The sequence below is a fragment of the Promicromonospora sp. NFX87 genome (assembly GCF_048564965.1).
Lineage (GTDB): Bacteria > Actinomycetota > Actinomycetes > Actinomycetales > Cellulomonadaceae > Promicromonospora.
The window spans coordinates 5,974,813-5,993,855 of the sequence record NZ_CP183413.1 but is presented as its reverse complement, the minus strand read 5'-3'; the positions used below and the strand labels follow the sequence as shown (position 1 = coordinate 5,993,855).

General features: G+C 72.2%; 13 protein-coding genes. 9 read left to right on the top strand and 4 right to left on the bottom strand.

Annotated features, from left to right (window positions below; genetic code table 11):
* Positions 1-99 precede the first annotated feature (99 nt).
* Genes ACNYC2_RS26845 through ACNYC2_RS26835 form a run of 3 tightly spaced genes read left to right on the top strand, consistent with a single transcriptional unit; the run spans position 100 to position 4,096 of the window.
* Positions 100-1,422 carry an SLC13 family permease gene (locus tag ACNYC2_RS26845; RefSeq protein ID WP_419704672.1) on the top strand — a complete coding sequence of 441 codons (1,323 nt, stop codon included), beginning with the start codon at positions 100-102 and terminating at the stop codon, positions 1,420-1,422.
* 5 nt (positions 1,423-1,427) lie between these two features.
* The gene (locus ACNYC2_RS26840; protein ID WP_419704671.1) at positions 1,428-2,621 is read left to right on the top strand and encodes a CaiB/BaiF CoA transferase family protein; all 1,194 of its coding nucleotides are present in this window, start codon (positions 1,428-1,430) and stop codon (positions 2,619-2,621) included.
* Complete coding sequence (locus ACNYC2_RS26835; RefSeq protein WP_419704670.1) at positions 2,618-4,096, top strand: carboxyl transferase domain-containing protein; 1,479 nt, start codon at positions 2,618-2,620, stop codon at positions 4,094-4,096. The genes ACNYC2_RS26840 and ACNYC2_RS26835 overlap by 4 nt, the downstream gene beginning before the upstream one ends.
* 35 nt (positions 4,097-4,131) lie before the next feature.
* Here ACNYC2_RS26835 and ACNYC2_RS26830 read toward each other — a convergent pair whose 3' ends face one another.
* Both ACNYC2_RS26830 and cpt read right to left on the bottom strand, forming a co-directional pair.
* Entirely contained in the window at positions 4,132-4,932 is an 801-nt protein-coding gene (locus tag ACNYC2_RS26830; protein ID WP_419704669.1) for a sulfite exporter TauE/SafE family protein, read from the bottom strand.
* Positions 4,916-5,473 (bottom strand): chloramphenicol phosphotransferase CPT, encoded by a 558-nt coding sequence (gene cpt, locus ACNYC2_RS26825; protein WP_419704668.1) that lies wholly within the window; start codon positions 5,471-5,473, stop codon positions 4,916-4,918. The genes ACNYC2_RS26830 and cpt overlap by 17 nt, the downstream gene beginning before the upstream one ends.
* Before the next feature lie 120 nt (positions 5,474-5,593).
* Between cpt and clpB the strand changes: the two genes are divergently transcribed.
* Together clpB and ACNYC2_RS26815 are read left to right on the top strand one after the other, a co-directional pair.
* Positions 5,594-8,221, top strand: a complete 2,628-nt coding sequence (gene clpB, locus ACNYC2_RS26820) for an ATP-dependent chaperone ClpB (protein WP_419704667.1) — start codon at positions 5,594-5,596, stop codon at positions 8,219-8,221.
* Between the two features lie 445 nt (positions 8,222-8,666).
* Positions 8,667-9,596 carry an ArsR/SmtB family transcription factor gene (locus tag ACNYC2_RS26815; RefSeq protein WP_419704666.1) on the top strand — a complete coding sequence of 310 codons (930 nt, stop codon included), beginning with the start codon at positions 8,667-8,669 and terminating at the stop codon, positions 9,594-9,596.
* Here the strand turns inward: ACNYC2_RS26815 and ACNYC2_RS26810 are convergent.
* Both ACNYC2_RS26810 and ACNYC2_RS26805 read right to left on the bottom strand, forming a co-directional pair.
* Positions 9,574-11,583 (bottom strand): septum formation family protein, encoded by a 2,010-nt coding sequence (locus ACNYC2_RS26810; protein WP_419704665.1) that lies wholly within the window; start codon positions 11,581-11,583, stop codon positions 9,574-9,576. The two genes, ACNYC2_RS26815 and ACNYC2_RS26810, sit on opposite strands and share 23 nt — an antisense overlap.
* 145 nt (positions 11,584-11,728) lie before the next feature.
* Positions 11,729-12,553 carry an exodeoxyribonuclease III gene (locus ACNYC2_RS26805; protein WP_419704664.1) on the bottom strand — a complete coding sequence of 275 codons (825 nt, stop codon included), beginning with the start codon at positions 12,551-12,553 and terminating at the stop codon, positions 11,729-11,731.
* A 36-nt stretch (positions 12,554-12,589) separates the two neighbouring features.
* Between ACNYC2_RS26805 and ACNYC2_RS26800 the strand changes: the two genes are divergently transcribed.
* The 4 genes from ACNYC2_RS26800 to ACNYC2_RS26785 all read left to right on the top strand — a co-directional run bounded on the left by ACNYC2_RS26800 (position 12,590) and on the right by ACNYC2_RS26785 (position 19,034).
* Complete coding sequence (locus ACNYC2_RS26800; protein WP_419704663.1) at positions 12,590-14,107, top strand: ABC transporter substrate-binding protein; 1,518 nt, start codon at positions 12,590-12,592, stop codon at positions 14,105-14,107.
* A gap of 24 nt (positions 14,108-14,131) precedes the next feature.
* Positions 14,132-15,079, top strand: a complete 948-nt coding sequence (locus ACNYC2_RS26795; RefSeq protein ID WP_419704662.1) for an ABC transporter permease — start codon at positions 14,132-14,134, stop codon at positions 15,077-15,079.
* A complete protein-coding gene (locus ACNYC2_RS26790; protein WP_419704661.1) occupies positions 15,076-17,655 on the top strand; it encodes a dipeptide ABC transporter ATP-binding protein in 2,580 nt (859 codons plus the stop codon). The genes ACNYC2_RS26795 and ACNYC2_RS26790 overlap by 4 nt, the downstream gene beginning before the upstream one ends.
* Positions 17,656-17,825: 170 nt before the next feature.
* Positions 17,826-19,034, top strand: coding sequence for a S8 family serine peptidase (locus tag ACNYC2_RS26785; protein ID WP_419704660.1), 1,209 nt, complete (start codon positions 17,826-17,828; stop codon positions 19,032-19,034).
* Positions 19,035-19,043 lie beyond the last annotated feature (9 nt).

Sequence of the window (19,043 nt, the reverse complement as noted above, 5' to 3'; positions counted from 1 at the left end):
GAATACTTGACAGAAGTCGCATTGGACTATTGGCTAGGCCACTGATCCATCGTGTCTCGTCGGTCAAAGGTGTCCGCCGCGATGGGAAGAGGAGTTGTCATGGGTCCTGAGTGGATCGCGATCATCGCGCTCGTCGCGTTGTTCGTCGCCGGGACGGTGCTGCCGATCAACATGGGCGCGCTGGCCTACGTCGCCGCCTGGTTCGTCGGCGTCTTCGCGCTGAACATGGACGAGAAGGAGGTGCTGGGCGGCATCAGCGCCGACCTCGTGCTCACCCTGATCGGCGTCACCTATCTGTTCTCCATCGCCAAGAACAACGGCACCGTCGACCTCATCGTCTCCAAGGCCGTCCAGGCGGTCGGGGGCCGGGTGGCGCTCATCCCGTGGGTCATGTTCGCCGTGACCGCCCTGCTCACGGCCATGGGCGCGGCCAGTCCCGCGGCCTGCGCCATCATCGGCCCGGTGGCCCTCGGCTTCGCCCGTCGCTACAAGATCAACCCGCTGATGATGGGCATGTTCGTGGTCCACGGCGCCCAGGGCGGCGGATTCTCGCCGATCAGCATCTACGGCACGATCACCAACTCGGTGATGACCGACGTCGGCTACGAGGGCACCGAGATCGCCGTCTTCGTCGCGTCGCTCGCCATCAACACGGCGATGGCCGTGATCCTGTTCCTCGCGCTCGGCGGCCGCCAGCTCATGCGCGAGCGGGTCGACCCGGCCGAGGCCGCGGGCCACATCGCCGACGACCTGCACGCCGGCGGCAAGTCCGTGACCGTCAGCGGCCAGGGCGCCGGCGTCTCGACCACGACCCAGGCGCTGGGCGTGCGCCGTGACCACGTGCTGACGCTCATCGCCTTCGCCGCGGTCGCCACGACCGCCCTCGCGTTCGACCAGAACATCGGCTTCGTCTCGATCACCGCCGCCGTCGTCCTCGCGATGCTGTCCCCGCAGCAGCACAAGGACGCCGTCAAGCAGATCGCCTGGCCCACCGTGCTGCTGGTGGCGGGCGTGAGCACCTACGCGACGATCCTCAACGAGGCCGGGTCGCCCGAGTACATCGGCACCTGGGCCGCGGGCCTGGGCATCGCCGCGATCGGCGCGCTCGTCCTCTGCTACGTCGGCGGCATCGTCTCGGCCTTCGCGTCGTCGACGGCGCTCCTGCCGGTCATCATCCCGATCGCCGTGCCCCTCATCGCGGCCGGCGGCGTGAGCCCGTGGGCGATGGCGGCGGCCCTCGCGGTCTCCTCGACCATCGTCGATGTCAGCCCCTTCTCCACGAACGGAGCCCTGATGCTCGCCAACCGTCCGGACACGATCTCGGAGCAGGCGTACTACAAGCAGATCCTCAACTACGCCATCATCGTCACCCTCGCGGGGCCGCTGCTCGTCTGGGCCATCCTCGTGCTGCCGGGCTGGTGAGCACCATGACCGGACCGCTGGACGACGTCGTCGTCGTCGACCTCTCCCGGGCCCTCGCCGGGCCGCACGCCACGATGATGCTCGGCGACCTGGGCGCCCGCGTCGTCAAGGTCGAGGTCCCCGAGCGGGGCGACGACACGCGCGGCTGGGGCCCGCCGTTCGTCGGCGAGGAGGGCGCGCGCGAGTCGACGTACTTCCTGTCCGCGAACCGCAACAAGGAGTCGATAGCGCTCGACCTCAAGGCCGACGAGGGCCGGGCCACCCTCCTCGCGCTCGTCGACCGGGCGGACGTGCTCGTGGAGAACTTCCGGCCCGGCGTGCTGGACCGGCTCGGGATCGGCGTCGACACGCTGCTCGAGCGCAACCCGCGCCTGGTGGTGCTCTCGATCACCGGCTTCGGGCACGATGGCCCCGAGGGCGGCCGCGCCGGGTACGACCAGATCGCGCAGGGCGAGGCCGGCCTGATGTCGCTGACGGGCTCGGGCCCGGACGACCCGCAGCGCGTCGGCGTCCCGATCGGTGACCTGCTCGCCGGGATCTACGGTGCGTACGGCGTGCTCGCTGCGCTGCACGAGCGGCACACCACCGGCGTCGGACAGGTGGTCCGGACGTCCCTGCTCGCGGCGGTCACGGGCGTGCACGCGTTCCAGGGCACGCGGTGGACCGTCGCCGGCGAGGTGGGGCACGCGCAGGGCAACCACCACCCTTCCATAGCGCCGTACGGCCTGTTCCGCTGCCGTGACGGCGCCGTCCAGATCGCGGTCGGGTCCGAGGTGCTGTGGCAGAAGTTCTGCCTGGCCTTCGGGCTCGACGCCGACGCCGAGGGCATGCGGAGCAACCCCGAGCGGGTCGCCCGCCGCGACGAGGTGATCGAGCTGGTCGAGACGGTGTTCGCCGACCTCGAGGCGGACCGGCTGCTGACCCGCCTGGCCGACGCCGGGATCCCGGCGGGCCGGGTGCGTACCCTCGACGAGGTGTACGCATGGGAGCAGACGGCGAGCCAGGGCCTGCTCGTCGACGTCGAGCACACGAGCCTCGGCACGGTGACGCTGCCCGGCCCGCCGCTGCGGTTCTTCGACCCCGACGGCGCCGAGGTGACCCGGCGGGACCACCAGGCGCCGCCGGTGCTCGACGAGCACGCCGCCGGGATCCGGGCCTGGCTCGACACGCCCGGGCCTGGGTCCGAGGCGGGCCGGTGACCCGCCGCTGGACGGCGCGCGAGCTGCTCGACCTGGTCCTCGACCCGGGCAGCTTCGAGTCCTGGGACGAGCCCGTCGACACGTCGGGGCACGCTGCCGAGTATCGCGCCGTCCTGGCGGCGGCCGCCGAGAAGGCGGGCACCGACGAGTCGGTCCTCACCGGCCGGGGCCAGGTCCGGGGGCGGCCGGTGGTCGTGGTGGTCAACGAGTTCCGGTTCCTGGGCGGTTCCATCGGCCGGGCCGCGGCCCAGCGGATCACCGCCGCGATCCGGCGCGCGACGGCGGAGCGGCTGCCCCTCCTGGCGACGACGGCGTCGGGCGGCACCCGGATGCAGGAGGGCACCCCCGCTTTCCTCCGGATGGTCGAGATCTCCCGCGCCGTCATGGACCACCGCGACGCCGGACTGCCGTACCTCGTGTACCTGCGGCACCCCACGACCGGCGGCGTCTACGCGTCATGGGGTTCGCTCGCGCACCTCACGGTCGCCGAGCCCGGTGCGCTCATCGGGTTCCTCGGGCCGCGTGTGGTCGAGGCCCTGACGGGCACGGCACTGCCTGACGGTGTCCAGTCCGCCGAGAACCTCGCCGCCAAGGGAGTGCTCGACGGCGTCGTCGCCCCCGAGAACCTGCCCGCGCTCGTGGAGCGGACGCTCGCGGTGCTGGTGGACCCGCCGTCGGCGCCGTCCCTGCCACGCCGTTCCGGGGAGCCTGCGGCGGACAGGTCCGCCTGGGACTCCGTGCTCCGGACCCGGGCCGACGACCGTGTAGGTGTGCGGGACCTGCTGCGCTACGGGGCCTCGGGGACCGTGCGGCTCTCCGGCACGGAGGAGGGCGAGCGCGACGAGTCGATGCTGGTGGCGCTGACCCGGCTGGACGGCCGGCCGTGCCTGGTCGTCGGCCAGGACCGGACCCGGCAGGCCGAGAGCACCCCGATGGGGCCCGCCGCGCTGCGCGTGGCGCGGCGCGCGATGGGGCTGGCCGAGGAGCTGCGGCTGCCGCTCGTCGCGGTGATCGACACCCCGGGCGCCGAGCTCTCGCAGGCCGCCGAGGAGGGGGCGCTCGCCGGCGAGATCGCGCGCTGCATGGCGGCGCTCACCCGGATGACGGTGCCGACGCTGTCGGTGATCCTCGGCCAGGGCTGCGGCGGCGGGGCGCTCGCGCTGCTGCCCGCGCAGGTGGTGATCGCCGCGGAGCACGCCTGGCTGTCGCCGCTGCCGCCCGAGGGGGCGAGCGTCATCGTGCACGGGGACACCACGCACGCGGAGCAGATGGCGGAGGCTCAGCACATCCGGGCCGTCGACCTGCTCACCGAGGGCGCCGTGCAGCGCGTGGTCCCGGAGCGGGAGGCGGACACCGCCCGCGACGTAGCGGTAGCGGTCGCCGCGGAGTGCGCAGCGGTGCTGCGGGAGCTGGACACCGACTCGGTGATCGGCAATCCGTCACGTGATCGGCAGTCCGAGTTGCCGATTACCTGACGGACTACCGATCACCCAGGCATCGGCCTCGCTGCTCAGTGCCGTGGCTTCTGGAGGGCCTTGCGGATCTGCTGGACCAAGGCGAAGACGAGGAGCGCGGCGAACGCGATCGACGCGACGTCGTCGGGCATGACCACCGACAGGCTCGCGCCGCCGAACGAGAAGCCCGATGCCACGAGGCCGATGAGCGCGGCCATCTTCAGGTGGACCAGCCGGTTGCGGGCATTGACCCAGGTGCCGGAGATCGCGGTCGGGATCATCGCGACCAGCGACGTGCCCTTGGCCAGCGCGGGTGCGAAGTCGAACAGTGCGGACAGGCCGGGGACGGCGAGCTGACCGCCGCCGATGCCGAGCAGGCCGGACGCGACGCCCATGACCAGGCCGAGCCCGATCATTCCCGCCCCGTCGAGCACGCTGGGCAGCCCCTCGGCGGTGTCGACGGACGGCGGTTCCCCGAACGCGTCCATCACGGACCGCACGATCCCCGCGACCAGCACCCCGACGAAGAGCCAGCGCAGCAGGGTTTCCGGCACGCGGGCGAGCAGCCGCGCGCCGACGACGGCGCCGATCACCGCGCCCACGACGAGCAGTCCGGCGGCGATCAGGTCGACGGCGTCGTGGGTCAGGTACGGGATGGACCCGACGATCGCCGCGGGCAGGATCGCCGCGAGCGAGTAGGCGCTGGCCCGGCGCTGCGTGAGGCCGCCGAGCGACGTCAGGAGCGGCACCATGACGATGCCGCCACCCAGACCGAACAGCCCGGAGAAGGTGCCGCCGACGACCCCGACGAGGACGGCGCGGGGAGGTGTCAGGGACTCGTCAGTCTGTTCGCTCACCCCGCGATGATCTCAGGTGTGCCGCGATGGTCCGTGCGCAGTCCATCGAGCTGGTGTGCGTGGTGTCGACCTCTAGGTCGTAGGTGACCCCCTCGTGGACGACGTCTGCCTGCTTCGCGGCCATGCCCGCGACGCGGTCGCCGCGGGCGGCCTCGCGCGCCTCCGCGACCGCCGCGTCGCAGCGCACGCCGACCCACAGGGTCGGGACGTCGCCCAGGGCATCGAGCCAGCGCCGCTGGGACGCGGCGCGCCCGAGGAACACGTCGTCGACCACGATGTGCGCCCCGGCGCGTGCCATGGCGACCAGCCCGGCGATCCAGGCGTCCTGCAGCGCCATGAACTCCTGCCCGACGTCGACGCCGCCGTCGTCCGCGAAACCGATCCCGTCGCCCCCGGTGGTCAGGCGGGCGGGCATCGCGTCGACGAGGGTGTCGATGCTGAGGGACAGCCAGGCATCGGGCAGGACGGTCTGCAGGCCGCGCGCTAGGCCGGACTTCCCGGAGCTCGAACCGCCGTTGAGGACGATCACCTGGGTGTTCATGCCGCAACGGTACGAGTGTGGGTGGCGCACGCTACAGTGAATTCCAGGGTTGAGCGGAGTAGACTCAACTTTGAACGCGGTCCTGCCGCGCAAGACTTCAGCACCATCCTGGGAGGCCTCATGGACACCAAGTTCACGACCATGTCGCAGCAGGCGATCGGCGACGCGATCCAGTCGGCGTCGGCTGCCGGCAACCCGCAGCTCGAGCCGGTCCACCTGCTGGCGTCGCTGCTCCAGCAGGAGCGCGGCGTCGCCGTCGGCCTGCTCGATGCGGTCGGGGCCAGTGCCCAGACCATCGGTCAGCGCGTGCGCGCGGCTCTGGTGGCGCTGCCCCAGGCCAGTGGCACGACCACCGCCCAGCCGAGCGCGAGCAGGGCCATGGCCACCGTCCTGGACCTGGCGTCCAAGGAAGCACAGGGGCTGGGTGACGAGTACGTCTCCACCGAGCACCTGCTCATCGCCGTCGCGGCAGGGCAGTCGCCCGCGGCCCAGATCCTGTCCGACGCCGGAGCCACTGCCGACGCCCTGCGCGCCGCGCTGCCCGCCGTCCGTGGGGCCGGCCGGGTCACGAGCCCCAATCCCGAGGGCACGTACAAGGCGCTCGAGCAGTACGGCACCGACCTGACGCAGCGCGCCCGCGACGGCAAGCTCGACCCGGTGATCGGCCGGGACTCGGAGATCCGTCGCGTGATCCAGGTGCTGAGCCGCCGCACCAAGAACAACCCGGTACTCATCGGTGAGCCGGGCGTCGGCAAGACGGCGGTCGTCGAAGGGCTGGCCCAGCGGGTCGTGGCCGGTGACGTGCCCGAGTCCCTCAAGGGCAAGCGCCTCGTCGCGCTCGACCTGGCCTCGATGGTGGCCGGGGCGAAGTACCGCGGCGAGTTCGAGGAGCGCCTCAAGGCGGTTCTGGAGGAGATCACGGCGTCCGACGGCGAGGTGGTCACCTTCATCGACGAGCTGCACACCGTGGTCGGCGCGGGCGCCGGAGGCGAGGGCGCGATGGACGCGGGCAACATGCTCAAGCCGATGCTCGCCCGCGGTGAGCTGCGCATGGTGGGCGCCACCACGCTCGACGAGTACCGCGAGCACATCGAGAAGGACCCGGCCCTGGAGCGGCGGTTCCAGCAGGTCTTCGTGGGTGAGCCCTCGGTGGAGGACACCGTGGCGATCCTGCGCGGGCTCAAGGAGCGCTACGAGGCGCACCACAAGGTGACGATCGCGGACTCCGCCCTCGTGGCCGCCGCATCGCTCTCCGACCGCTACATCTCCGGTCGGCAGCTGCCCGACAAGGCGATCGACCTGGTCGACGAGGCCGCGTCGCGGCTGCGCATGGAGCTCGACTCCTCCCCGGTGGAGGTCGACGAGCTGCAGCGTGCCGTCACGCGCCTCGAGATGGAGGAGGTGGTGCTGTCCGAGTCGGAGGACGCGGCCTCCAAGGAGCGCCTGCAGCGACTCCGCGCCGACCTGGCGGACCGTCGTGAGGCCCTCGCCGCGCTCACCGCGCGCTGGGAGTCGGAGAAGGCGGGCCACAACCGCGTCGGTGACCTGCGTGCCCGGCTCGACGAGCTGCGCACCGACGCGGAACGCAAGCTCCGTGAAGGTGACCTGGAGGGCGCCGCACGTATCCAGTACGGCGAGATCCCCGTGGTCGAGAGGGAGCTCGTCGCGGCCGAGGAGGCGGAGGCGACGAGCCAGGTCTCGACCACCGATGCGTCGCTGGCACCCGTCGAGGCCCCGATGATCGCCGACAAGGTGGGCGCCGACGAGATCGCCGAGGTGGTCGCGGCGTGGACCGGCATCCCCGCCGGGCGGCTGCTGCAGGGCGAGTCCGAGAAGCTCCTGCACATGGAGGACGTCCTCGGGAAGCGCCTCATCGGCCAGAAGGCTGCTGTGGCCGCGGTGTCCGACGCGGTGCGGCGGACCAGGGCGGGTGTCTCCGACCCCGACCGGCCGACCGGTTCCTTCCTGTTCCTCGGGCCCACGGGTGTCGGCAAGACCGAGCTCGCCAAGGCGTTGGCGGACTTCCTGTTCGACGACGAGCGCGCGATGGTGCGGATCGACATGTCCGAGTACGGCGAGAAGCACTCCGTGGCCCGGCTCGTCGGCGCGCCTCCGGGCTACGTCGGGTACGAGGAGGGCGGTCAGCTGACCGAGGCGGTCCGGCGGCGGCCCTATTCGGTGGTGCTGCTGGACGAGGTGGAGAAGGCGCACCCCGAGGTCTTCGACGTCCTGCTCCAGGTGCTCGACGACGGCCGGCTCACCGACGGCCAGGGTCGCACCGTCGACTTCCGCAACACGATCCTGGTGCTGACCTCGAACCTCGGCTCGCAGTTCCTCGTGGAACCGATGCTGTCGGACGAGGAGCGGCGCGAGTCCGTGATGACTGCCGTGCGTGCCTCGTTCAAGCCGGAGTTCCTCAACCGCCTGGACGACGTGGTGATCTTCGACGCGCTGACGCTGGCCGAGCTCGGCAGCATCGTGGAGCTGCAGGTAGGGGCCTTCGCGAAGCGGCTGGAGGACCGCAGGATCACGCTCGACGTGACCGAGGCGGCACGCGAGTGGCTCGCGCTGGAGGGGTTCGACCCGGCGTACGGCGCCCGGCCGTTGCGCCGCCTCGTGCAGCGAGAGATCGGCGACCGCTTGGCACGGCTGCTGCTCGCGGGCGAGGTGTCCGACGGCGACACGGTGGTCGTGGACCGCGCGGACGGCGAGGGCCTGACTCTCGACCGCAGGGTGCTGACTGCCTGACAGGACACCGTCTGACAGAACCAAGGGACCCCGTGTACGCCGATCTGCGTACATCGGACTACGACTATTTGTCGATGTGCGGGCAGCGCCCGCCTGCCATCCTGGTGCCAGGAGGAACGGCCGCGCGGTCTGTGCGGGCGGGCGGTGGGCGAGCGGTGTCCGAGCAGCGCCTTGTGTTGATGTTGTGAAGGTGGGTGCCCGCTCGCCCAGAACTTGGGTACTCGGACGTCCCTCTCTGCGCGGGGGTGAAAGACGTGCGCGGATCGCGACACATAGTCCCGCACGGTCAGGGCACGCGGGGGCGAGTCGGCGGGGGCCACGGGAGAGGGCAGACGGTCAGGGAGGCCTGGTGCTGCGGTTCCACTTCACTTCGGATGATCTAGCCCGGGTTCGGATCGCTCCGGGCCCGGACCCTATGTGGGAGGTGCTGCTCAGCGCACATGTGGTGAACCAGCCTTCGGGCACCGTGCTGTTCGGACGCTGGCGGCAGCGGGCACTTTCCGGCCTGCCGCCGGCAGCTCGCATGCTGTTGCGGCTGGCGCCGCCGCGGGGCTACTCGCCGGACTTCCTCACGCCGGTCACCGGCTCCGACAGCTTCGAGAGCGGGCTGGACGCGATGCTGTCCACTCCCAAGGTCCGGCTGCGCAACGACATCGAGCTGCTGGCGGGCGCGCACAGGCCGCACCTCTGGATGCGTGATCTCGCCGCCGGCTCCGCACCCGCCATGCGCGGGCTCGGCGTCGCCGTGCGCTCCTACTACGAGCATGCGGTGGGCCCCTACTGGAGCGGGATCCGGGCCGCCGTGGACGTCGACCGGGCCGCGCGCACCCGCGCCTGGGTGGAGGGCGGGACCGAGAACGCACTGCGGACGCTGCACCCGTCCGTGCGTTGGGAGCATCCGGTCCTGTCGGTGTCGACAGCAGCCGAACGGGACATCTACCTGGCCGGTCGTGGGCTGTTGATCGTTCCCTCGTACTTCTGCGTCCGGGCCCCGATCACGCTCGCGGACGCCGACCTGCCGCCGGTGCTGCTCTACCCGATCGTGCACGAGCCTGCCGGGCCGGACCGCGGCTTCGAGGTCCGGTCCGACAGCGGACGGCAGCTCACCGCGCTTCTCGGCCGGACCCGGGCGGCGGTGCTCCGAGTGCTCGGCACCGGGGCGACGACCAGCGAGATCGCGAATCGGCTCGCGATCTCCCCGGCGTCGGCGTCGGAGCATGCGACGGTGCTGCGCAATGCCGGCCTGATCGCCAGCGGGCGGGAGCGCAACACCGTGATCCACGCGCTGACCCCGCTGGGCCAGACCCTGCTCGACGGCTGCGCCGGACAGGGCCCGGCGGCGATACAGCCCGCTACTGCAGGAGATCCTGTGTGATCGGCTCGGCGGTGGTGGCGAGGCACAGGCCGACCCGGTCGCCGTCGCTCCACGACTCCTCGCTGGGGCCCCAGACCACATAGCGCACGGAGTTCGCGAGCTGGCTGGTCCGGGCGACCGGACCGAGCTGCTTGGTGCCGCACACGAGGGCCACGCGCTTGTCCACCTCGTCACGGCCCGGCCAGACGGCGGCGTCGGCGAAGTCCGTGCGACCCACGACCTGCGCGGTGTGCGAGGCGGTGCACGGAACGGCGAGCACCTCGGAGACCTCGCCGTCCTCGGGGACGGTCTCCACGCACGAACCGAGCACCAGCTGCAGCGGATGCACCTCACGCGGCTCCGCGATCATCGCCTCGATCGGCTCCCACTGCTGCTTGCTGACCATGTTCACGACGAGGACGATCACCGTCACCAGGGCGACGACTGCGACGGCGGCCCCACCGATCATCGCGAACCGGCGTCGCTTGGCGGCTTCGTCAGCCGCGGTCGGCGGCCGCCAGCCGGCATAGGAGGCCTCCGGCGCATACCCCTGTACGGCGGGGAACGGGTGTGCGGAACCGCCGCGCGGGGAGGGGAACGGCGACGGCGGCTGCTGCTGGCCGGCACCCTGGTCCTGGCGCGGGGCGCCTGGCTGGTGCTGCGGCGGAGCCGCGGGTGTCGGGAACGGGCTCGGCGGCGTGACGGCCGGCGGGATGCGCGTCGCGGGCGGTGCGAAGAGCTCCTCGGTCGGAGCGTCGTCCGCGGCAGCGGGCCGCTCGTCGGCGGGCGTCTCCGTCTCGCTGAGGGCCTCCTCCGGGTCCACGGCCGGCGCGTCGGCAGCGGCCTGGTCCGTGGTCTTCCGCTCCTCGGGTGCCCCGGCCTCCCCGGCGACGGTCCGCGGCCCGATCTCCTTCTTGTGCGCCGCGGCGATCGCGGCGAAGGAGAGCGCCTTGAAGTCGAAGGTCTCGTCCACGGTCGGCGCAGCCGCGCTGTCGGACGGCGTCCCGGGCTCGGCCTTGTCCGTACCGGCGGCCTTCGACGTGGTCGGCTTGTCGTCGTCCGCGGCGGGCGAGTCAGCGACAGCGGGCGAGTCGGCTGAGTCGGGAGCGCTCGCCGAGGCGGGCGCATCCGGCGCATCGGCCGAGTCGTCTGCGGCAGCATCCTCGCCAGACACGTCGGTGTCGACGCTCGTGCCGGTGTCGGTGTCAGCAGCGAGGCCGGTGCCTACGGCGGCACCAGCAGCGCTGTCACCCTCGGCATCGGCCGACTCCTCCGTCCGGGCAGCGGCCGCAGGATCCACGCTCTTGGAGGACGACGGCGTCGGCTCGACGGGGGGAGCCGCCGGTACCCGCTTCGGCAGGGCGTCGGCGGGCACGACGCTGATCTCCTCGGTGCGCGCCGCAGGCTTCGAACCGGTACCCGCCGCAGGCTTGACGTCCGCGACGGGCTCCTCCGGTGCGGCAGGCTCGGCCGCGTCGGCCGCGTCTCCGGCAGGCTCGACACTTCCGGCGGGCTCAGCGTCCGCAACGGGTTCACGATCCGCAACCTTCGCCGCAGGCTCGACATCCCCGACAGGTTCCACGTCCGCGACAGGCGCGGCCTCCGCGGCCGGCTCGACGTCGTCCGGTGTGCTCTCCGCACCGACCGGCGACTCCGCGTCCGGCGCGGCGACCGCCGTCGGCCCGTCGGTGGACTCCTCTGCGGTCTCAGCGCTCGCCGCGCTGGCCTCGGCACGCTCGGCATCCCCCGACTCGGCCGCTGCCACCCCGTCCTGGGCCCCGTCGCCCGCGGGCTCGCCGTTCGCGGTGGACGCACCAGCGGCGTCGGGACCGTCGTCGTCCGCCTGCTCGGGCGCCGCGTCGTCGTCCCCGGAACGGCTGTCGACGACCGTGCCGTTGCCCGCCGGATCCCGCTCCGCCTCGTCCGCGGAAGCCGTCCCGACAGGATCCGTGGCAGGCACCTTGGCGACTTCGGTGGCGGCCGGGAGGTGGTCGGGCGTCGACGTCATGCAGGTTAACTTACCGACATTCGACGAGGTCCTTGTCACCAGGACGATGCGCGCCTGGGGTGCACCCTCTTTATGGACAATTTCACCCGCTGATTTCCCCATCACCGGTGGAACCTCGGCGCCCCCTGCGCCGTGCGCGGGAGGGTCAGTCGGCCAGGTCGACGATCACCGGGACGTGGTCGGAGGCGCCCTTGCCCTTGCGCTCGTCCCGGTCGATGACGGCGCCCGACGCGCGGCCGGCGAGGGCGGGCGACGCCCAGCAGAAGTCGATCCGCAGCCCCTTGTTCCGCGGGAAGGCGAGCTGCTGATAGTCCCAGTAGGTGTACGCGTGCTCCTCGGGGATGAACTGCCGCGTCAGCTCCGTGTACCCGGCCTTGCCGAATGCCTCGAACGCCGCCCGCTCGGGCGGGGACACGTGGGTCTTCCCGGCGAAGTCCGCCACGTCGTACACGTCGGTGTCGAGCGGGATGACGTTCCAGTCGCCCATGAGCGCCACGGCGTCGCCGGCGTCGGCCCAGGCCTGCGCGGAGGTGTGCAGGGCCTCCAGCCACGCCAGCTTGTAGGTGTAGTGCGGGTCGCCGAGCGCGCGGCCGTGGGGCACGTACAGGCTCCACACGCGGACGCCGCCGCAGGTCGCCCCGATCGCTCGCGCCTCAAGGGGCGGGACGACGTCGAGCAGCGGGTCCGGGCCGTCCTCGATGATCGCCTTGGCGAAGCCCGGCTGCTCCGGGAACTGGGTGGCGACGTCGGTCAGGCCTACCCGCGACACGATCGCCACGCCGTTCCACTGCGACAGCCCGAAGTGCGCGACCTCGTAACCGGCGGCCTCGAACGCCGCGGTCGGGAACTGGTCGTCCCGGCACTTGGTCTCCTGGATGGCCAGGACGTCGGCCTGGGACCGGTCGAGGAAGGCGAGCACGCGGTCGACGCGCGTGCGGATGGAGTTGACGTTCCAGGTGACGAGGCGCACGGTCCCACCCTATGTTCACCCCACTACGCTGGTGACGTGCAGATCCTCACCAGGCGCCGCGCCGTCGGCTTCGTCGTCGCCCTGACCACCGCGACCCTGGTCGCGGCCTGCTCGGCCGGCTCCGGCGAGGGCACCGGGGGAGCACGCACGGACGTCGTCGTCGGCCTGACCGGGGAACCCACCAACCTCGACTTCACGACGACGTCGGGCTCGGCGATCCCGCAGCTGCTGATGAACAACGTGTACGAGGGCCTGGTGACGATCGACCAGGAGGGCGAGGTGCAGCCGCAGCTCGCCGAGTCGTGGGAGGTCAACGGGGACCGCACCGTCTACACGTTCACGCTGCACGAGGGCGTGCGGTTCTCCGACGGCTCGCCCTTCACCGCGGACGACGTCGTCTCCTCGATCGAGCGGGTCCAGGACGACTGGACGCTGAGCCTCAGGTCCAAGATGGACGTCGTGCGGAAGGCGGAGGCGACGAGCGACACCGAGGTCGCCGTCACCCTGAAGCACCCGAGCAACTCCTGGCTGTTCGACATGGGCACGTCGGTGGGCGCCATGTTCCCGGACGACCTGTCCGCCGACCTGGCGACGGAGACGGTCGGTACCGGCCCCTACACGGTCGAGGAGGTCGCCACCGGCGACCACATCACGCTCGCCGCGCGCGACGACTACTGGGGCGAGGCGCCGGCGATCCAGGACGTCATCGTCCGCTACTTCGCGGACGCGAACGCCCAGGCCAACGCCGTCCGCGCCGGTGACATCGACATGGCGTACAACATGCAGGCCCCTGACCTGCTGGCCGGCCTCGAGCGGGACGAGGACCTGCAGGTCATCGACGGCACGTCGACGGGCGAGGTCCTGCTCGCGCTGAACAACACCGAACCGCCCTTCGACGACCTGCGGGTACGCCGCGCGGTCATGTACGCGATCGACCGCAAGGCGGTGCTCGACACCGCGTGGGCGGGACACGGCGAGCTCATCGGCTCGATGGTGCCGCCCACCGACCCGTACTACCAGGACCTGACCGACGCCTACCCGTACGACCCGGAGCGCGCCAAGGAGCTCCTGGCCGAAGCCGGTGCCGAGGACCTGAGCATCACGTTCGACGTCCCGACCCGCCCCTACGCGGAGGCGGTCGCCCAGGTCGTGGTGTCACAGCTCAAGGACGTCGGCATCGACGCGAAGATCGTCCCCGCGGAGTTCCCCGCGGTCTGGCTGGACAAGGTGTTCACCGAGCACGACTACCAGATGTCCGTGATCCTCCACACCGAGGCCCGGGACATGCTGACGATCTTCGGCGACCCGGACTACTACATCGGCTACGACAACCCGCGGGTCACCGAGGTCGCGGAAGAGGCCGACCGGAGCAGCCCGGACCAGTACGTCGCGGGCATGCAGGAGGTCGCCCGGATGATCGTCGACGACGCCGCGAGCGACCCGCTGTTCCTCTTCCCCAACACCGTGGTGGCCGACGCCGGACTGGCGGGCATCGCCGCGAACGCGACCACCGAGTCGATGGACCTGACCGGCCTGCGCTGGTCCGACAGCTGACCCGGCCGACGCCGGACACCGCACGTGGCCAGACAACTCGCCTCGCACGTCACCCAGCTCCTCGCCACGCTCCTGGTGGCGACGGCAGCGATCTTCGTGCTGCTCCGGGTGCTGCCCGGTGACCCCGCCGTCGTCGCCCTCGGGATCGAGGCGTCCCCCGAGGCGCTCGCGGCCTGGCGGGCCGAGCACGGCACCGACGGGCCGCTCGTGTCCCAGTACCTGGAGTGGATGGGCGGCCTGCTCACGGGGAACCTCGGCACGAGCTACGTGACGTCGCAGGACCTCACGCCCCTGGTCGCGGACCGGGTGCAGGTGACGGGCATCCTCGTGCTGCTCGGCATGCTGATCGCCCTGGTGGTGGCGGTGCCGGTGGGCACGCTGGCCGCCGTCTGGCACCGGAACGCGGGCGGCGTGACGCTGTCCGCCGTGAGCCAGGTGGGCGTGGCGGTGCCGAACTTCCTGGTGGGCGTGCTGCTCGTGGCGCTGTTCGCGGTGCGGCTCGGCTGGCTGCCGTCGGGCGGGTGGACGGCGCCCGTGGACGGGTTCGGGGACTTCTGGCGGCACGTGCTGCTGCCCGCCGTCGCGCTGGGCTCCGTGCAGGCCGCGATCATCACGCGGTACGTACGCAGCGCCGTGCTGGAGATCATGCGCGAGGACTTCCTGCGGACCGCCCGTGCCAAGGGGCTCACCTTCACCGGCGCGCTGGTGCGGCACGGGCTGCGGAACGCCGGCGTGCCGATCGTGACCGTGGTGGGTGTGCAGATCGCGTCGATGCTGATCGGCGCCGTCGTGATTGAGCGGGTGTTCGCCGTACCCGGGCTCGGGAGCCTGCTGCTGGACTCGGTGGGCAACCGCGACCTGCTCGCCGTGCAGTCGATAGTGGCGGTGCTGGTCGTGCTGGTGGTGCTGCTGAACTTCCTGGTCGACCTCGCCTACACCCTGCTGGACCCCCGGCTCAGGAGGGCGACATGACCGGTCCGGCCCGCCGCGCACGCGTGCACCCCCAGCTCGTGATCGGCGCGGTGCTGGTCGGGCTGGTCGTCGTCACGGCCCTCGTCTCGCTCGTCTGGACGCCGTACGACCCTGAGCACGCGGGCGCCGAACGCCTCCTGCCACCCGGGGCCGAGCACTGGCTCGGTACCGACCGGTTCGGCCGCGACGTGCTCTCGCAGGTCATGGCCGGCGCGCAGATCACCCTGCTGGTCGGCCTGGTGGCGGTGGGCATAGCGGCGGTGGTCGGTGTGCCCCTCGGCGTGCTCGCGGGGATGCGCGGCGGACGGCTCGGCGCCCTCCTGATGCGGGGCAGCGACATCCTCCTCGCCTTCCCCGGGCTGCTGCTCGCGATAGTCCTCGGCGCCGTCTACGGCGCGGGCACGGTGACGGCGATGGTCGCGCTCGGCATCGGCTCGATCCCCGCCTTCGCCCGCGTCGCCCGCGGCGGGACGCTGCAGGTCGTGCGGTCCGACTACGTGCTCGCCGCCCGGGCCGCGAACCGTGGCGAGCTCGCGATCGCCGCACGGCACGTGCTGCCCAACATCGGCGGCATGGTGCTGGTGCAGTGCTCCGTGAACTTCGCGATCGCCGTCCTCGCCGAGGCCGGACTGTCCTTCCTCGGCCTGGGCACACCCCCGCCGACGCCGTCGTGGGGCCGCATGCTGCAGGAGTCGCAGCAGTTCCTCGGCGTCGCCGACCACCTCGCCATCGTGCCCGGCGTCGCGATAGCGGTGGCGGTGCTCGGGTTCAACCTGCTGGGCGACGGCCTGCGCGACGTCTTCGACCCCCGCCTCTCCGCCGTCGACCCCGGAACGTCGGTCGAGCCTGTCCGTCCGGCGGTCGAGCCCGGAACGCCGGTCGAGCCCGTCCGTCCGGTGGTCGAGCCTGTCGAGACCCACCAACCCACCGCCCTCGACATCCGCGACCTCACGGTCCGCACCAGCAGCGGCCGCCAGCTCCTGTCCGACGTCTCCCTCCGGATCGCCCCCGGCGAGCGCGTCGGCCTGATCGGCGAGTCGGGCTCGGGCAAGACGATGACGGCGCTCGCGGCCCTCGGCCTGCTGCCCGACGGCGTCGTGGCCACCGGCCAGGTGCGGCTCGCCGACGTGTCCGGGAACCTCCTGGACCGGGGCGAGCGAGCCATGGCCCGGCTGCGCGGCGAGGCGATGTCGATGGTCTTCCAGGAGCCGATGACAGCGCTGAACCCGTTGATGCGCGTGGGCCGCCAGGTCGCGGAGGCGATGACCCTGCACGGCACGACGGGCCGGACGGCGGCGCGGCGCGCCGCCGAGCTCCTGGCCGAGGTGGGCCTGCCGAGCGGCGCCGCCCGGCGCTACCCGCACGAGCTGTCCGGCGGGCAGCGCCAGCGGGTGGGGCTGGCGATGGCGCTGGCCAACGACCCGGCCGTGCTCGTGGCGGACGAGCCGACGACGGCCCTCGACGTCACCGTGCAGCGCCAGGTGCTGGACCTGATGGTGCGGCTCGTCGAGGACCGGGGTGCGGGGCTGCTGTTCATCACCCACGACCTGGCGGTGGTGTCCCAGGTGTGCGAGCGGGTGGTGGTGCTGCTCGAGGGTGTCGTGGTCGAGGAAGGCCCCGTCGCCGAGGTGTTCGCGCACCCCCGGCACGAGTACACGAAGCGGCTGCTGGCGGCGTCGACCCTGGAGCCGCGGCTGCCGGCCGCGCCTCGGGAGGTTCGGGAACCGCTGATCCAGGTCGCGGACCTGACCCGCACCTACCCGAGCCGCGGCGAGGTGGTGCACGCGCTGCGGGGCGTCTCGCTGGAGGTCCAGGAAGGGCAGCGGTTCGGGATAGTGGGCGAGTCCGGGTCGGGCAAGTCGACCCTGCTGCGGATCGTGGCGGGGCTGGACCGGCCGACGTCGGGGCACGTGACGAGCGCCGGGGTGCGGATCGGCGCGGACGGGGTCTCGACAGGCTCGACCAGCGGCGCAGGCTCGACCAGCGGTGCAGGCTCGACCAGCGGCGCGGGTGCGGCGGCCGGGCTCGGCGACCTGCGCTCGGCCCTGCAGGTCGTGTTCCAGGACCCGTACAGCTCGCTCGACCCCCGCATGACGGTGGGCGACATCGTGGCGGAGCCGCTCCTCAACCCCGCGAACGTCCGGGCCGGCGGCCCGCGGACGGCGACTGCCCGCCGGGACACGGTGCGGGAGATGCTGGACGCCGTCGGCCTGCCGCTCGACGCGACCGAGCGGTACCCGCACCAGTTCTCGGGCGGGCAGCGGCAGCGCATCGCCATCGCACGGGCTCTCGTGTGCAGGCCGCGCATCCTCGTGGCGGACGAGCCGGTCAGCGCGCTCGACGTCTCCGTCCGGCGGCAGGTGCTGGACCTGCTCGGGCGGCTCGCGGACGAACAGGCCCTGACGCTGCTGCTCGTGTCGCACGACCTGGGCGTGGTGCGGCACGTCTGCGACCACGTCGCGGTGATGCGCGACGGCCTGATCGTGGAGCAGGGCCCCACCGCCGACGTCTACGACACCCCGCAGCACGAGTACACGCGGCGCCTCCGCGACGCGACGCCGCTCCTCCTCCGCTGACCTGTCAGAAACCACCGGACCTGTCAGACCCACAGGTCACCCGAGTGACCTGTGGGTCTGACACGTCGGTGGTTTCTGACAGCTGGGCAGCCCCAACTGCTTGAGCTCTTCGTTCGTCTGCCCTCGTGCGGGCGGCACATGCCGCCCATTCCTCACGAAGGAGACAGTAGATGCGCGTCAGAGCAGGTGCAGCGGCGATGCTCGCCGCGGTCCTGGTGGGCGGGGGAACGGTGGCCTCGGCCGCTGGGCCCGGCGATCCGCCCGCCGCCACGACGTCCAGCACGACGTTCGGCACGGCCGCTGCCCAGTCCGGTGGCCCAGCAACCCCGACCTCGACCGTCACGCTGATCACGGGTGACCGGGTCACGGTCACGCAGTCGGACGGCCACCCCCGGATCCTCGGGATCGAGCCCGGCGAAGGACGCGACGGGGTCGGCTTCCTCCAGCAGATCGAGAACGACCGCCTGTACGTCATCCCGACGGACGTCGCCGGCCTGGTCCCCGACCGCCTCGACCGAGCCCTGTTCGACGTCGCAGGCCTCGCCGACGCCGGGTACGCCGAATCTCGCAAGAGCACCGTCCCCGTCATCGTGCAGGCGACCGCCGCCTCGGGTGGGAAGGCGACGAAGGGCGCGCGAGCGGCGTCGGCCGAGCCGGACTGGGCGAGCCTGGGCATCGAGCCCGAGCGGAGACTGGAGTCCGTCGACGCAGTCTCCGCGGACCTTGACCGTGCCGCGGCGTCCGACCTGCTGGCTGCCCTCCAGAGGCCGGCGACGAGGGCCCGGACGGCAACCGCCGCGCCGTCCGACCTCAAGGTCTGGCTCGACGCCCCGGTCGAGGCGCTCGACGTCGACTCGTCGCCGCAGATCGGCGCGCCCGCAGCCTGGGAGGCGGGATACACGGGTGAGGGCGTCACCGTCGCGGTCCTCGACACCGGCGTGGACACCACCCATCCCGACCTGGACGACGTGCTGGTGGGGTCGCGGGACTTCACCGGCATGGGTAGCACCACCGACCATCACGGGCACGGCACGCACGTCGCCTCCATCGCGCTCGGCTCGGGCGACGCGTCCGACGGCGTGAACCGCGGCGTCGCCCCCGGCGCGGACCTGCTGGTCGGCAAGGTCCTGGGCGAGGACGGCGGCGCGACCTCCTGGGTGATCGAGGGGATGGAGTGGGCGGCGTCGGAGGGCGCCGACGTCGTGAACATGAGCCTCGGCGAGCGCGGCAACTACAGCGACGGCACCGATCCGGGCTCCTTGGCCGTGAACGCACTGAGCGCGCAGTACGGCACCCTCTTCGTCATCTCGGCGGGCAACGAGGGGGGAGAACGGCAACGGGACGGTGGCCGCCCCCCGGGGCGGCCGACGCCGCTCTGACCGTTGGCG